Below are 14,409 nucleotides of genomic sequence, written 5' to 3' on the forward strand. Positions count from 1 at the left end.
AAATGTTCAAAAGGCGGGGTAACCCGCCTTTTTTGCATCCGGGACTGGCGGGAAAGAAACTTTCCGTTGATTATCTATAGGTTAATGATATCGAAAAGGTAACGCTATGTACGATAACTTGAAAAGTCTGGGTATTACCAATCCTGATGAAATCGATCGTTACAGCCTCCGGCAGGAAGCCAACAACGATATCCTGAAAATCTATTTCCAGAAGGATAAGGGCGAGTTCTTTGCGAAAAGCGTGAAATTTAAATATCCACGCCAGCGCAAAACCGTTGTCGCCGATGGCGTAGGTCAGGGTTACAAAGAAGTGCAGGAAATCAGTCCGAACCTGCGCTACGTGATTGACGAATTAGATCAGCTTTGCAAACGCGACCGTACCGAAGTGGATCTGAAGCGCAAGATCCTCGACGATCTGCGTCACCTGGAATCGGTTGTCACCAATAAAATCTCTGAGATCGAAGCCGATCTGGAAAAGCTTACCCGCAATAAATAAGTCCCCGGCGGATGGCGCTTGCGCTTATCCGCCCTACGTTGCTGCGGAATGTAGGGCGGATAAGCGCAAGCGCCATCCGCCCTCTTTTATCTCTGTTCGTCCAGCTGCAAAGCCACGTACAGCAGCAGACGATCGTCGAAATTTCCTAGATCCAATCCCGTCAGCTCAGAAATGCGGTTAAGCCGGTATTCCAGCGTATTGCGATGGATAAACAGCGCTTTTGAGGTCGCCAGCGGCTGCACGTTATGGCGGAACCAGGCGCTCAACGTTCTGCGCAGCAGCCCGTTGTTATCCATGGATTTGAGCCGCGCCAGCGGACGGGCCAGTTCGTTGGCCTGCCAACCGCCGCGCAGGCTGTCGAGCAGCACAGGCAGCATTAAATCCTGATAAAAATAGCTGCGGTTTTCCGGCATGCGCTGTTTGCCGACCATCATGGTGGTGCGGGCGGTTCGGTAGGAGCGGGCGATGCTGCCAGGGCCGGTAAAATAGTTGCCCAGCGCGACGCGAAAACGGAGCTGGCCGTTTTCCTTCAGGCGGTTGATGAGCTGCTCGACGCGCTTACGGTGATCCTCCGCGTCCCAGCGGCCAAACTGGTTTAGTGCGGGCTTGAGCACCACCATTTCCGTCAGGGAAACAATCGCAATCAGGTTGTTACGCTCGGGCGTGGTTAACGCGTTTTGCAGCTGCTGAAGCTCCTCCATAGCGCTGTCGACACCCAGCTGACCGCTGTCGACCTCTACCACCGCGACCACGCGCGGCTGGTTAAGGTCGATACCCAATCTTTGCGCCCACTCCGTCAGCGCGGGCGTGTGCTCTTCGGCCTGAATAAGGTTCATTACCAGCTCTTCACGCAGGCGGCTATCCTGTGCCAGCAGGTGCATCAGGCGGGACTGCTCAAGCATCATCTCGGCGGTCATGCACACCAGCTCACCGTATTTGCGCAGCGATTCCGGCTCGCCCGTCAGGCCGATAACGCCCACAATCTCGCCGTCAATACGCAGCGGCAGGTTAATCCCCTGACGCACACCGTGCAAATGCCGGGCGACGGCGTCGTCAATGTCCACCACCCGCCCCTGCGAGAGCACCAGCAGCGCCCCTTCGTGCAGCTCACCGATACGCTCTTTGTCACCGCTGCCGATAATCCTTCCACGGGCATCCATGACGTTAATATTGGTATCGATGATGGTCATGGTGCGCGCCACAATGTCCTGCGCCATTTTGGTATCAAGATGCCAGCCCGCCATTAATCACTCTCCACATCGTGCTAATCGCCCAGCATAGGCGACTGTAATAGCCACGGCATTGTGCAAATGCCCAAAGCGCCCATTCAGAGTGTGGAGTTGTGGAAAGCCTCACAAAAAAAGGGCCGCTATTGCGGCCCTTTACTACAAGGAGGGATAACGACTGGAGTCAGCGATTACTGCATCAGCAGGTAAATGGTGGTGTCACCGCGCTGAATGTTAAGCGCCATTACCGCAGGCTTGGTGTCGAGAATTTTACGCAGTTCGGCGATGTTGTTCACGGGCTGCTGGTTCACGCCGATGATAATGTCGCCCTTTTTCAGGCCGATACGCGCAGCAGGCGTATTGCCTTTAACCGCATTAACGATCACGCCCTTCTCATCTTTACCGCTGCGGTTGCTCATTTCAGCCCCCTCGATGCCGTTAAAGATCGTGGCGGAATCAACCTGAGTCTGGCTGCTCTGCTGAAGCTCCAGGTTTACGGAAACAGGCTTACCGTCGCGCAGCAGGCCGAGGGTAATTTTGCTGCCCACCGGCATAGAGCCGACTTCTGCACGCAGCGCTGCAAAGCTGCTGATCGCCTTACCGTTCATGGAAACCACTACGTCACCGGCTTTAATGCCCGCTTTCGCCGCAGAGGAGTTAGCCATAACCTGGCTTACGAACGCACCGCGTTGCGCATCAACCTTCATGGCCTTCGCCAGTTCGGAGTTCAGCTCGGTGCCCATGATACCCAGTTCGCCGCGCTTAACCTGGCCGTACTGCACCATCTGAGCGGTCAGGTTTTTCACCATGTTGCTTGGGATCGCAAAGCCGATACCGATGTTGCCGCCGTCCGGCGCGAGGATCGCGGTGTTGATACCAATCAGCTCGCCGTTCAGGTTAACCAGCGCGCCGCCGGAGTTACCGCGGTTGATCGCCGCATCCGTCTGGATGAAGTTTTCGTAGTTTTCAATGTTCAGGCCGCTACGGCCCAGCGCCGAAACGATCCCCGAGGTCACGGTTTCGCCCAGGCCATACGGGTTACCGATTGCCACGGTGTAGTCACCCACGCGCAGAGAATCGGAATCGGCCATTTTAATTGCCGTCAGGTTTTTCGGCTCCTGCAGCTGCAGCAGCGCGATGTCGGAGCGCGGGTCTTTACCCACGACTTTTGCATCGAACTTGCGGCCATCGCTCAGGGAAACCTGAATCTTGGTGGCGTTATCCACCACGTGGTTGTTGGTCACCACGTAGCCTTTAGCGGCATCAATGATTACGCCGGAGCCCAGCGCGGCAAATTTCTGCTGCTGGGAACCGCCTTCAGCGCCGCCGCCAGGACCACCCTGACAGAACGGAGAGCTCTGGAACGGTGAACCTTCCTGGCAGAACGGGGAGTTGTCGCCAAAGAACTGTTGGAAATTGCGCCCCATGCGCGGGGTGTTAACGGTGGTGCTCCCCTCAACGTTAATACTCACCACTGATGGCATTACTTTTTCCAGCATAGGTGCGAGGCTTGGCAGCGGTTGCGCTGCGGATGCAGAAGAAGCCGTCTCAGCGGCGAAAGCGGACACAGGTCCCAGCGCCAAACCCAGACTCAGAGCCAGCGCGCTCATTGCTAAAGTCGTTTTTTTCATGTCTTTCAATCTCAAGTTAAATAAGTCACGCATAATTGCTGTGTAGGCCTTTATAGAGTGAAGTTATTGCACTAAGTTCCGCAGATAACCCACTGGAAAAAGTAAATAATTATTGTCGGTCTTTACAAAACTAAACGGCAGTTATTCCACGGCCATCAATCGCCGATATTCATCCCAGGCGTATAAGTCAGTCATTCCGCTGATATAGTCCTGGATAAGCCTGCAGCGATAATAAAATTCCCAGATGGCAAACTCCGGGTTCGATGGCACCAAAGCATTCACAGCCTCAATATAAGCAAGCCGATGTTTGGTCGATAACTTATGATAAAGCCGCGTTTCGATAGGCAGACGGCGCAAACTCTCTTTTTCCACCAGCTCAGCAAAATCCTCACCGGCTATATTGAGCAGCGGACTGTAAATTTCAAGTAATCCGCTTATTACTCTATAGCCCTGTAATTCCAGCTGTTCCACTTCGGGATGGTTGAATACCTGACGAATAGCGACCTGCTTATAGAGTTCCAGCAGACGAGCGAACGGGCTATCGTCCTCTAATAAAGCGTGATTAAACTCGCCGGAATAAATCTCCGGCAGGTTATCGATAAATCGCTGGGCCGCGTAGGGAACCAGCTGGTTTAAGGTATTAACGCGCAAATACATAAAGAACTGGTCTTCGGTGCTGCGGCGCATCTGATTGGTGCTCGATTTACGCCATGCCTCGTTCACCACCTCTTCAAATAGATCGTCCGGGCGATGCTCGCCCCAGGCCTCGCAAAGATGCTGATAAAGCTGCTCGACGCTGAAAATATTCTTCTCAACCGCATCCTCCAGATCCGCCACGCAGTAGGAGATATCGTCAGCGGCCTCCATTATCCACGTCAGCGGGAAACGGCTGTATTCACCGAGCTGAAGCTCCGCGCGCAGCCGCTTGATGTACGCCTCTTCAGAGAGATAAAAACCCGGTTTCTTCATCAGATAAGCGTGACTTTCCGGCGGCTTGCCCACAAACCACGCCGGGCGAGTATATTTCAGGATGCAGCCCACCTGCGCCCAGGTCAGGTTCATGCGCAGCAGGCTGTGAACCAGGCGAATACCCTGCGCGTTGCCTTCAAACTGGCATAGATCCTGGCGCACGTTGCGGCGCAACTCGTTCAGGCGGTCCTCGCCTTCCCGCAGCTGTAGCGCGTTTACCTTACAGCGGTCGTCACTGCGCGGCTGGCTTCCCGCATCGCTCGGGAAAAGCCGCTGGCGAAACCAGTCATTGATGGCGGATTCACCAAAATGGCCGAACGGCGGGTTGCCGATATCGTGCATCAGGCAGGCCATCTCGACGATGCTCTCAAACGGCCCGGTGAGTTCGTCTAGCCCATATTTCTCGAGGCTTTGCTGCTCTTTCAGGCGGCTGAGCACCTCTTTGGCGATATAGCGCCCGACCTGCTGAACTTCCATGGAATGCGTAAGCCGGGTGCGCACCGAGGCGTTACGCTCGAGAGGGAAAACCTGCGTTTTTTGCTGCAGCCGACGAATAGCCGGTGAGTTTATAATGCGCCCGCGATCGCTTTCGAAGATGCGCAAAATCTCATGCTCATTTTTGACGCCTTCAGGCGATCGGAAACGGCGGTGCCAGTTAATTTTCCTGCGGAAATCTATTTCACTCATGCCCTCTCCTTCGCCCAGCTCACGAGCGGATTAATTCCTTCCTGCATGCCATGATAGACTATGCATCCTAACTATCACGATTGCGAGTATCACTATGAAAGCAGGCATTATTGGTGCAATGGATGAAGAAGTTACGCTGCTGCGTGACAAAATCGAAAACCGTCAAACGCTCAAACTGGCCGGGTTAGAAATTTATACCGGCACCCTGAACGGCGTGGAAGTGGCGCTCCTGAAATCCGGCATTGGTAAAGTTTCCGCGGCCATGGGCGCAACTCTGCTGCTGGAGCATTGCAAGCCAGACGTGGTTATCAACACCGGCTCCGCAGGCGGCCTTGCTGCAACGCTAAAAGTGGGCGATATCGTCGTTTCCGACGAAGCGCGCTACCACGATGCGGACGTGACCGCCTTCGGTTACGAATACGGCCAGCTGCCGGGCTGCCCTGCCGGCTTTGCCGCAGACGCCAGGCTGATTGCGGCGGCTGAAGAGTGCATCACCGAGCTGAACCTGCACGCGGTGCGCGGCCTGGTAGTCAGCGGCGACGCGTTTATTAACGGTTCCGTTGCGCTGGCAAAAATCCGTCACAACTTCCCGCAGGCCGTTGCGGTAGAAATGGAAGCAACCGCCGTGGCGCACGTTTGCCATAGCTTCGGCACGCCGTTCGTGGTGGTTCGCGCCATCTCCGACGTAGCCGACCAGCAGTCGCACCTGAGCTTTGACGAGTTCCTTGCGGTGGCGGCTAAACAGTCCACCCTGATGGTTGAGAAACTGGTGCAGAAACTGGCTCGTGGTTAACCGAATCTTCTGGCGCAGAATCTGCGCCATTCTTTTCTTCGCCCCATCGCTGCTGTTTGCCGCACCGCGCGTTATCTCCCTGTCGCCGAGCAATACCGAGCTCGCCTTTGCGGCCGGAATTACGCCGGTGGCGGTGAGCGCCTGGTCGGACTATCCCGAACAGGCTAAAACAATCGAGCAGGTGGCGAACTGGCAGGGCATGAACCTCGAACGCATCGTGGCGTTAAAGCCGGATGTCATTCTCGCGTGGCGCGCCGGAAACGCCGAACGGCAGGTTAACCAGCTGGCAGCACTGGGCATAAAAGTCGTCTGGCTGGACCCAACCACGGTCGAAGGCGTTGTTGCAGCGCTCCGCCAGCTCGGCCAGTACAGCACCACGCCCGAAAAGGCTAACCAGGCCGCCGATAAACTGGCTAAAGACTTCAGCGAGCTAAAAGCCAGGTACGCGCAAACGACCAGCAAAAAGGTGTTCCTCCAGTTTGGGCAGCATCCCCTTTTCACCTCCGGAAAAGGCTCGCTGCAAAACGAAATCCTCGAAACGTGCGGTGGGCAAAATATCTTCGCCGATAGCCGCGTTCCCTGGCCGCAGGTCAGCCGCGAGCAGGTGCTCATCCGCAGCCCACAGGCTATTATCATCGCTGGCGATGCGACCCAGATCCCACCGGTGCAAGAATTCTGGCATACCCAGCTAACTATTCCGGTTATTGCGGTGAATGATGACTGGTTTAGCCGCTCCGGCCCGCGTATTATCCTCGCCGCAAAACAGCTCTGTTCGGAGCTGGCGAAACGTTAGCGTCTTCTCTGAGGGTAATAAATGCTGGTCTACTGGCTGGATATTATTGGCACAGCTGTCTTTGCAATCTCCGGCGTTCTGCTCGCCGGTAAACTCCGCATGGACCCTTTTGGCGTGCTGGTTCTGGGCGTGGTAACGGCGGTAGGCGGCGGGACTATCCGTGATATGGCGCTGGCAAACGGCCCGGTATTCTGGGTAAAAGATGCTACAGACCTGGTGGTGGCGATGGTCACCTGCCTGCTGACCATTCTGCTGGTGCGCCAGCCGCGTCGCCTGCCGAAGTGGGTTCTCCCGGTGCTGGATGCCGTGGGGCTTGCGGTGTTTGTTGGTATCGGCGTCAACAAGGCCTTTCTGGCCGGCACCAGCCCGCTTATCGCCATCTGCATGGGCGTGTTAACGGGCGTGGGCGGCGGGATAATTCGCGACGTGCTGGCGCGTGAAATCCCGATGATCCTGCGAACGGAAATCTACGCCACCGCCTGTATTATCGGCGGTATCGTGCATGCCACCGCTTTTTATACCTTCAAGGTGCCGCTGGAACAGGCGAGCATGATCGGCATGGTCGTGACGCTCGCCATACGCCTGGCGGCAATCCGCTGGCACCTTAAGCTGCCGACCTTCGCCCTCGAAGACAAATAACAGACGTAAAAAAGCCGGGTACAGAAACCCGGCTTTTTATTTCCCGCGCGCTTACACGCTAAAGGAAGAACCGCACCCGCAGGTGCTTTTGGCGTTCGGGTTGCTCACCACGAAGCGAGAACCTTCCAGGCCTTCGGTGTAGTCCACCGCGCCGCCGACCAGGTATTGCAGGCTCATCGGGTCAACCACCAGCGCGACGCCTTGTTTTTCGATGGTCATATCGCCGTCGTTAATCTGGTCATCAAAGGTGAAACCATACTGGAAGCCGCTGCAACCACCACCGGTGATGTAGACGCGCAGTTTGAGATTCGGATTCTCTTCATCTGCGATCAGGCTTTTTACTTTATTGGCTGCTGCTTCCGTAAACTGGAGGGGCAGCGCTACGACGTCATCACTCATTTTTTGCTCCCAACGAAATAAGAAGTCGGATAAATTTTAACCCGATCTTTGGGGTCATTATCTAATACCCTGGTAAATCGTTCAAGTATTCTCCCCGGCCGGGGTTTGCTGCGCTTTCGCCCGCTCTTCGGCTTCCTGCTTAGCCAGGGTGCGCTCAAGTATCGAAGAATAAAGCGGTTTTCCGCCGAGGAACTGGGCAAGCAGTGTCGCGCCGAGGCAGGTAATAATCATTGGCAAAATGAGCTGATAATTATCAGTCATTTCCAGTACCAGCACGATACCGGTCAGCGGCGCGCGCACCGATGCGGCAAACAGCGCCCCCATCCCCGCAATGGCAAAGGTCCCAACATCAAGATGATACGCGGGGAACCAGGCCGCGCAGCCGGTGCCGAAAGCCGTGCCGAGCAGCGTGCCGAGCGCCAGCATCGGGGCAAAAATCCCCCCCGGCGCGCCGGAAGAAAAACATAAAAGCGTGGTCACAATGCGTGCGATGAAAATAAACAGCAGCATGCCGATGGTGTAATTACCCGCCGCCGCTATAGGGATAAGGTTCGAGCCGCCGCCCGCTGCCGCCGGTTCAATTAGCCCCAGCACGCCGCAGAGGCCGCCGAGCAGACCGCCAATCACCACCCATTTGCCGATGTTCCCGCCGTGAATACGGAAAAACATATCCTGCACGCGGAACACCAGCGAGTTAAACACTACGCCCACCACGCCGAACACCATGCCCAGCACCAGGTAAAGCCACAGCGTATTAACCGGGGCGTTGGAGAGCTTACCGACTTCGATAACCGCGCTTTCGCCATTAAAGATGCGGAAGACAACGCTCGACATAATCACGCCGATAAATACCGCCTTTATGGAGATCAGGTTGTAGCGGAACTGTGGGCGCATCTCTTCGATGATGAACAGAATGCCCGCCAAAGGCGCGTTAAACGCGGCGGAAAGCCCGGCTGCCGCCCCCGTCGCCAGCAGGGAATGGCGCGCTTCGGCACCGCGCACGCGGAAAATATCCAACACCATGCGGCCGATATTCCCGCCCATCTGCACCGTCGGGCCTTCGCGCCCCAGCACCATGCCCGCGCCAAGCGTGCCCATGCCGCCGATGAATTTTACCGGAATCACGCGCCACCAGCGTACCGGGCGCAGCTCCTCCAGAGCGCCTTCAATTTCGGGGATGCCCGACCCGCCCGCCTCGGGCGCAAAGCGCCGCACGAGATAATAGCCAAGTCCCGCCAGCAGCACGGAGCTAAGAAACGCCAGCGGCCACACCAGCAGCGAAGAATCCGCGACGTGGGCCAGCATCGCCAGGCGGTTTTGCTGGATCCAGGTCACAGCTTTTTCGAAAGCCACGCCGACAAGCCCGGCGAGCGTGCCGACAATGGCCGCCATAAACAGAATCGCCACCGGGGTTTTGTCCTGACGGATCAGGCGACGCACGATGTCGCTCCTGCGCAAACGCACGGCTTCCTGTGCCTCAAACGATGGATGAAGTGGGTTCATGAGCGTAATCATTAATAAGTAATACAAATCAAGCGGGCATTCTACCCGCTCGGCGCGTTGGGGCAAAACTTTCATAACGGCGGGGCTTTCCCTTAGAATAGCCCGTTGCCACCATTTCCACGAATCAGGAGCCGATTCATGAGTAAGTCAGAAAACCTGTACGATGCCGCCCGCAAAGTCATCCCTGGCGGGGTGAACTCACCGGTACGTGCTTTTACCGGAGTCGGCGGCGTGCCGCTGTTTGTTGAACGCGCGGACGGCGCCTACCTGTACGACGCCGACGGCAAAGCCTATATCGATTACGTCGGTTCCTGGGGTCCGATGATCCTCGGTCATAACCATCCGGCGATCCGCAACGCGGTTATCGAAGCCGTAGAGCGCGGCCTGAGCTTCGGCGCGCCGACCGAAATGGAAGTCAAAATGGCGGAGCTGGTGACCGAACTGGTGCCGACGATGGACATGGTTCGCATGGTCAACTCCGGCACCGAAGCCACCATGAGCGCCATTCGCCTGGCGCGCGGCTTCACCGGCCGCGACAAAATCATTAAGTTTGAAGGCTGCTATCACGGCCACGCCGACTGCCTGCTGGTGAAAGCCGGTTCCGGCGCGCTGACGCTGGGCCAGCCGAACTCTCCGGGCGTACCGGCTGATTTCGCCAAACACACCCTGACCTGCACCTATAACGATCTTGCTTCGGTGCGCGAAGCGTTCGAGCAGTATCCGCAGGACGTGGCCTGCATCATCGTTGAGCCAGTCGCGGGCAACATGAACTGCATTCCACCAAACGACGACTTCCTGCCGGGCCTGCGCGCGCTGTGCGACGAATTCGGCGCGCTGCTGATCATCGATGAAGTCATGACCGGCTTCCGCGTCGCGCTGGCTGGCGCTCAGTCTTATTACGACGTGGAGCCAGACCTGACCTGCCTTGGCAAAATCATCGGCGGCGGCATGCCGGTGGGCGCCTTTGGCGGCCGTCGTGAAATCATGGACGCGCTGGCACCTACCGGCCCGGTTTACCAGGCGGGTACGCTGTCCGGTAACCCAATCGCCATGGCCGCGGGCTATGCCTGTCTGACGGAAGTTTCCCAGCCGGGTATTCACCAGACGCTGACCGAACTGACGGAAATGCTGGCAAGCGGCCTGCTGAATGCGGCAAAAGAAGAAAATATCCCGCTGGTGGTGAATAACGTTGGCGGCATGTTCGGCCTGTTCTTTACCGATGCGCCAACCGTGACCAACTACAAAGACGTGATGGCGTGCGACGTGGAGCGCTTCAAGAAGTTCTTCCACCTGATGCTGGAAGAAGGCGTGTACCTCGCCCCTTCCGCGTTTGAAGCAGGCTTTATGTCGGTTGCGCACTCGAAAGAAGATATTCAGAAAACCATCGACGCCGCGCGCCGGGTGTTTGCGAAGCTTTAATTGAGGAGTAGCGGTGGATGGCGCCTGCGCTTATCCACCCTACAAAATCGCACTGCGCCGTCTTTTCGTAAACAATCACGGTGGATGGCGCGTTCGATATGTTTTCGTAGGTCGGGTAAGGCGCAAGCCGCCACCCGACGCTCGGCAAATCTAGCGACTCTGTTTCCGCAATAAATATACAAAATAAGGCGCGCCGATAAACGTCGCCAGCAGCCCGGCAGGCACCTGATCCGGGAACATCAGCATCCTTCCGCACCAGTCCGCAGCCACCATCAGCATGCCACCGAACAGCGCGGCCATGACCAGCTGTGGCATCGCGCGGCGGAAGCCCAGCATACGTGCGATATGCGGAGCCATCAGCCCGACAAAGCTCAGCGGCCCGACGGTCAGCGTCGCGGCGGCGGTAAGCGTCGCAGCCAGCAGGAGCAGGCCAAATCTTGACTGCGTCAGCGCCATCCCCACCGCGCGCGCGGTTGCACCGCCCAGCGGCAGGATCGTCAGCCAGCGGCGGCACAGCGGCGTAAGCGCAAGCAGCAGCACCATCAGAATCAGCGTTTTCACCGCCTGATCGCCGCTAACGCCATAGGTCGAACCGGAAATCCACGTCAGAATCCCCGCCATGCGAGGATCGCCGCTTGCCAGAAGCAGCATCAGCAGCATGGTGAACGCGGTGCTCAGCGCCATCCCCGCCAGCAGCATGCGCTGGGGCGAGAACCCGCCGCGCCCGGCGGCAACCATAATCACCAGCAGCGTGACGGCCGCGCCCAGGCTACCCGCCGGGAACAGCCAGCTGAACGCATTGCCCGGCACGATAAACAGCATGACAACCACGCCGAAAGCGGCACCGGAACTGATGCCCAGCACTTCCGGGCTCGCCATCGCATTACCCGTCAGGCGCTGGATCACGCAGCCCGCCACCGCCAGCATCATCCCGGCGCTCAGCGCCGCCAGCATACGCGGCCAGCGCCACGGCAGCAGGTCGTGGAACATCGCGCCGTTAACCCAGTTCCAGCCGTGCGCGTCGCGGCCGAGCGTTAACGCCGTGACGATGACCAGCGCCAGCAGGCCGGAGCCAACGAGTACCCACCAGCCAACGTGCTGGCGTTCAGCGGGAACGTTATCACCCGCGTTCATGGCAGGCGAGCCGACCGTACGCAGGCGCGGCAGCAGCCACAGCAGCAGCGGCGCGCCAATCAGCGCGGTCACCGTGCCGGTTGAAATTTCACGCCACGCGTCGGTCAGCCAGATAACCGCCTGATCGGAAATCCACAGGATCAGCGCCCCAATCAGCGGCGCGAGGAAAAGGCGGGCCACCAGGCGACGTGCGCCCAGCATCTTCGCCAGCAGCGGCGCAAACAGGCCGATAAACCCAACGATCCCCACCGCGTTCACCAGCAGCGCGCTGATCGCGATGGCGAGAATCAGGGTCGCAAACCGTACCAGAGACAGCGCGAGGCCCAGGTTACGGGCAACGCCGTCGTCAAGCCCCATCAGCGTCAGCGGGCGCAACAGCAGCAGCGTCAGCAGCAGCCCGCCGACCAGCCGCGGCCACAGGCCGTTGACGATGCTCCAGTCCTGCTGGTTCAACGCGCCGGTGCTCCACAGGAACATATTTTGCAGCTGATCGTGGTGGAAAATGGCTAACAGCTGGTTCACAGCGCCGCAGTACAGGCTGAGCACCAGACCTGCCAGAATGAGCGTCACGGGCGAAAGCCGCTTGCCCCACGCCACGCCAAACACCAGCAGCCCGACAACGCCCGCGCCGATCAGCGCGGCAAACTGCTGCGTTTCAAAGCCGCCCGGCAGCGCCCAAAGGGTGGCAACCGTAACGCCAAGCTGAGCGCCGCTCGCCACGCCGAGGGTAGTCGGCTCGGCAAGCGGGTTACGCAGCACCTGCTGGAACAGCACGCCGACCAGCCCCAGCCCCGCGCCGACCAGCAGCGAAACCGCAAGCCGTGGCAGCAGGCTGTAGTGGAACAGCATCTGGTTGATATCGTCGATATTGGGCTGCCACAGGGCTTTTGACCACTGGGACGAAGGCAGCTGCGCGCCAAGGTTTTGCAGCGTCAGCGCGCAGGCCGCAACAAAGAGTAAGGCCAGCAGCGCGGCGGGGAAAAAAGCATGATGACGTTTCACGCGGCGCTCCCTACGGCTTTCGCCAGCATTTTAGTGAAGTTCATCGCCGAAATTGTCGCGCCGTACAGCCACACGGCGGGCACGCGCTGAAAACGGTTCTGACGCACGAACGGCATGGCCTTCCACAGCGGTGAAGCCATCACTTTTTCCATTTCGGCATCGTTGTTGTGGTCGAAGCAGATCACGTCGGCATTTTTCACGGCGGCAAGGCGCTCCAGGCCGATAACCGCCGTGCCCCAGAAGTTGGTTTCGCCGTGCCAGGCATTTTTCACGCCCAGCAGATCCATGACTTCCTGGAACAGGCTGTTTTCGCCCACGACCAGCGCGTGGCGCGGATCGAGCAGCGTCATCAGCAGAACCGGGCGATCGCCCCGCTCGGTAAAGCGCGGCTTCATCTCGGCGATAAAGCGATCGAAATGCGCCAGGTGATCCTGTGCCGCCTGCGGCATGCCCAGCCTGTCGCCCAGCTCAACCAGCGATCGGCGCGCCACGGTAAGCGGCTTGCCCGAGCCATCGTTAAAGTTAAAGCCCAGCCCTGGTGCTATGCGCGACATTTTCTCGGGCGCCGGGCCGTAGCCCGCAGAATAGAGGATCAGCGACGGCTTAAGCTGGGTCAGCAGCTCCAGGTTCGGCTCGGTGCGCAGGCCAACGTCGATAACGCTCGCCGGGAGTTCAGGCTCGCCAACCCAGGCGCGGTAGTTGGTCATGTCCGCCACCGCCATCGGCGTCACGCCAAGCGCGAGCATCAGCTCCACCGGCAGCCATTCGAGGGCGACAACGCGATGAGGATCGATAGACGCAGCGTGAGCCGTGCCCATCCTGAATAACAGCGGCGAGAGCGCCAGCGCCGCCACAAGCTGGCGACGGCTAAGGGAAGGATTGATTACGTCCGGCATCAGTAGACAAAGCTCACTGGTGCGCTGCCCGCCGGGTGCGGCAGGATGCCCATCGGAATGCCGTAGATATGCTCGAGCGTTTCGCTCTTCATAATTTCAGCCGGGCTGCCCTGGGCAATCATTTCGCCACCGCGCAGCGCCACCAGGTGGTCGCAGTAGCGCGCGGCCATATTGATGTCGTGCAGCACGGCAATCACCGTCAGGCCGCGCTCCTGGCTCAAACGATGGATGAGCGCCAGCACGTCAACCTGATGGGCGATATCCAGCGCGGAGGTAGGCTCATCGAGCAGCAGGCAGCGGCTGTCCTGCGCCACCAGCATGGCGATCCACGCCCGCTGGCGCTCGCCGCCGGAAAGGCTGTCTACCAGGCGATGGGCAAAAGGCTTCAGGCCGACCAGCGTAATCGCTTCATCCACCAGCTCCCTGTCGGCCACGCCAAACCGCCCCAGCGCGCCGTGCCACGGATAGCGACCGATCGCCACCAGCTCGCGCACTGTCATCCCTTCTGCCGCCGGAAGCTGCTGCGGTAGGTAAGCCACTTGGCGAGCAAACGCCTTGCTGCTCCAGCTATCGAGCGGCTGATCGTTAAGGCGCACTTCGCCGTCCGACGGTTTCTGATGGCGTCCGAGCATTTTGAGCAGCGTGGATTTGCCCGAACCGTTATGGCCGATAAGACCGGTCACTTTGCCAACGGGAAAGGTTAGAGAAAGCGGGTGAAGCAGGGTGCGGCCCGGCACCCGGAAGGTGACGTCAGAGAGGCTGAAAGTGGTATCGGGAGAGGTGTGTTTGTCGTGCATGATAGCCCAACTTGTTGAAGGGCAC

The 14,409-nt window shown here is 58.5% G+C and carries 13 protein-coding genes; 5 read left to right on the forward strand and 8 right to left on the reverse strand.

What is annotated here, in order from left to right; all coding sequences use genetic code 11:
* Positions 1-106 precede the first annotated feature (106 nt).
* Positions 107-496: a DUF3461 family protein gene (locus tag ACSPHG_RS19740; protein ID WP_435955167.1), complete on the forward strand. Its 390-nt coding sequence runs from the start codon at positions 107-109 to the stop codon at positions 494-496.
* 86 nt (positions 497-582) lie between these two features.
* Here ACSPHG_RS19740 and cdaR read toward each other — a convergent pair whose 3' ends face one another.
* The 3 genes from cdaR to dgt all read right to left on the reverse strand — a co-directional run bounded on the left by cdaR (position 583) and on the right by dgt (position 5,009).
* Positions 583-1,740 carry a DNA-binding transcriptional regulator CdaR gene (gene cdaR / locus ACSPHG_RS19745; RefSeq protein WP_435955168.1) on the reverse strand — a complete coding sequence of 386 codons (1,158 nt, stop codon included), beginning with the start codon at positions 1,738-1,740 and terminating at the stop codon, positions 583-585.
* A gap of 173 nt (positions 1,741-1,913) precedes the next feature.
* Positions 1,914-3,353, reverse strand: a complete 1,440-nt coding sequence (gene degP / locus ACSPHG_RS19750; protein ID WP_435955169.1) for a serine endoprotease DegP — start codon at positions 3,351-3,353, stop codon at positions 1,914-1,916.
* Positions 3,354-3,494: 141 nt separating this feature from the next.
* Positions 3,495-5,009, reverse strand: a complete 1,515-nt coding sequence (gene dgt, locus ACSPHG_RS19755) for a dGTPase (protein WP_435955171.1) — start codon at positions 5,007-5,009, stop codon at positions 3,495-3,497.
* 94 nt (positions 5,010-5,103) lie between these two features.
* On the opposite strand from dgt, the gene mtnN reads away from it, so the two are divergent.
* Genes mtnN through ACSPHG_RS19770 form a run of 3 tightly spaced genes read left to right on the forward strand, consistent with a single transcriptional unit; the run spans position 5,104 to position 7,234 of the window.
* Entirely contained in the window at positions 5,104-5,802 is a 699-nt protein-coding gene (gene mtnN, locus ACSPHG_RS19760; RefSeq protein WP_435955172.1) for a 5'-methylthioadenosine/S-adenosylhomocysteine nucleosidase, read from the forward strand.
* The gene (gene btuF, locus ACSPHG_RS19765) at positions 5,795-6,595 is read left to right on the forward strand and encodes a vitamin B12 ABC transporter substrate-binding protein BtuF (RefSeq protein ID WP_435955173.1); all 801 of its coding nucleotides are present in this window, start codon (positions 5,795-5,797) and stop codon (positions 6,593-6,595) included. The genes mtnN and btuF overlap by 8 nt, the downstream gene beginning before the upstream one ends.
* 21 nt (positions 6,596-6,616) lie before the next feature.
* Positions 6,617-7,234, forward strand: a complete 618-nt coding sequence (locus ACSPHG_RS19770; protein ID WP_435955175.1) for a TRIC cation channel family protein — start codon at positions 6,617-6,619, stop codon at positions 7,232-7,234.
* A 51-nt stretch (positions 7,235-7,285) separates the two neighbouring features.
* On the opposite strand, the gene erpA is transcribed toward ACSPHG_RS19770, so the two are convergent.
* Positions 7,286-7,633, reverse strand: a complete 348-nt coding sequence (gene erpA, locus ACSPHG_RS19775) for an iron-sulfur cluster insertion protein ErpA (RefSeq protein ID WP_435955176.1) — start codon at positions 7,631-7,633, stop codon at positions 7,286-7,288.
* An 81-nt stretch (positions 7,634-7,714) separates the two neighbouring features.
* Complete coding sequence (clcA, locus tag ACSPHG_RS19780) at positions 7,715-9,136, reverse strand: H(+)/Cl(-) exchange transporter ClcA (RefSeq protein WP_435955177.1); 1,422 nt, start codon at positions 9,134-9,136, stop codon at positions 7,715-7,717.
* A 138-nt stretch (positions 9,137-9,274) separates the two neighbouring features.
* Here clcA and hemL point away from each other — a divergent pair, with 138 nt between their 5' ends.
* Positions 9,275-10,555 carry a glutamate-1-semialdehyde 2,1-aminomutase gene (hemL, locus tag ACSPHG_RS19785; protein WP_435955178.1) on the forward strand — a complete coding sequence of 427 codons (1,281 nt, stop codon included), beginning with the start codon at positions 9,275-9,277 and terminating at the stop codon, positions 10,553-10,555.
* Positions 10,556-10,705: 150 nt separating this feature from the next.
* Here hemL and fhuB read toward each other — a convergent pair whose 3' ends face one another.
* The 3 genes from fhuB to fhuC are packed head-to-tail and all read right to left on the reverse strand — an operon-like array spanning position 10,706 to position 14,384.
* Positions 10,706-12,691, reverse strand: coding sequence for a Fe(3+)-hydroxamate ABC transporter permease FhuB (gene fhuB / locus ACSPHG_RS19790; RefSeq protein WP_435955179.1), 1,986 nt, complete (start codon positions 12,689-12,691; stop codon positions 10,706-10,708).
* The gene (fhuD, locus tag ACSPHG_RS19795; RefSeq protein WP_435955180.1) at positions 12,688-13,587 is read right to left on the reverse strand and encodes a Fe(3+)-hydroxamate ABC transporter substrate-binding protein FhuD; all 900 of its coding nucleotides are present in this window, start codon (positions 13,585-13,587) and stop codon (positions 12,688-12,690) included. Before fhuD ends, fhuB begins: the two co-directional genes overlap by 4 nt.
* Positions 13,587-14,384, reverse strand: coding sequence for a Fe3+-hydroxamate ABC transporter ATP-binding protein FhuC (fhuC, locus tag ACSPHG_RS19800; RefSeq protein WP_435955181.1), 798 nt, complete (start codon positions 14,382-14,384; stop codon positions 13,587-13,589). Before fhuC ends, fhuD begins: the two co-directional genes overlap by 1 nt.
* Positions 14,385-14,409: the final 25 nt, after the last annotated feature.

Source organism: Dryocola baronae (genome assembly GCF_051297175.1).
In the GTDB taxonomy this organism is placed as follows: domain Bacteria; phylum Pseudomonadota; class Gammaproteobacteria; order Enterobacterales; family Enterobacteriaceae; genus Dryocola.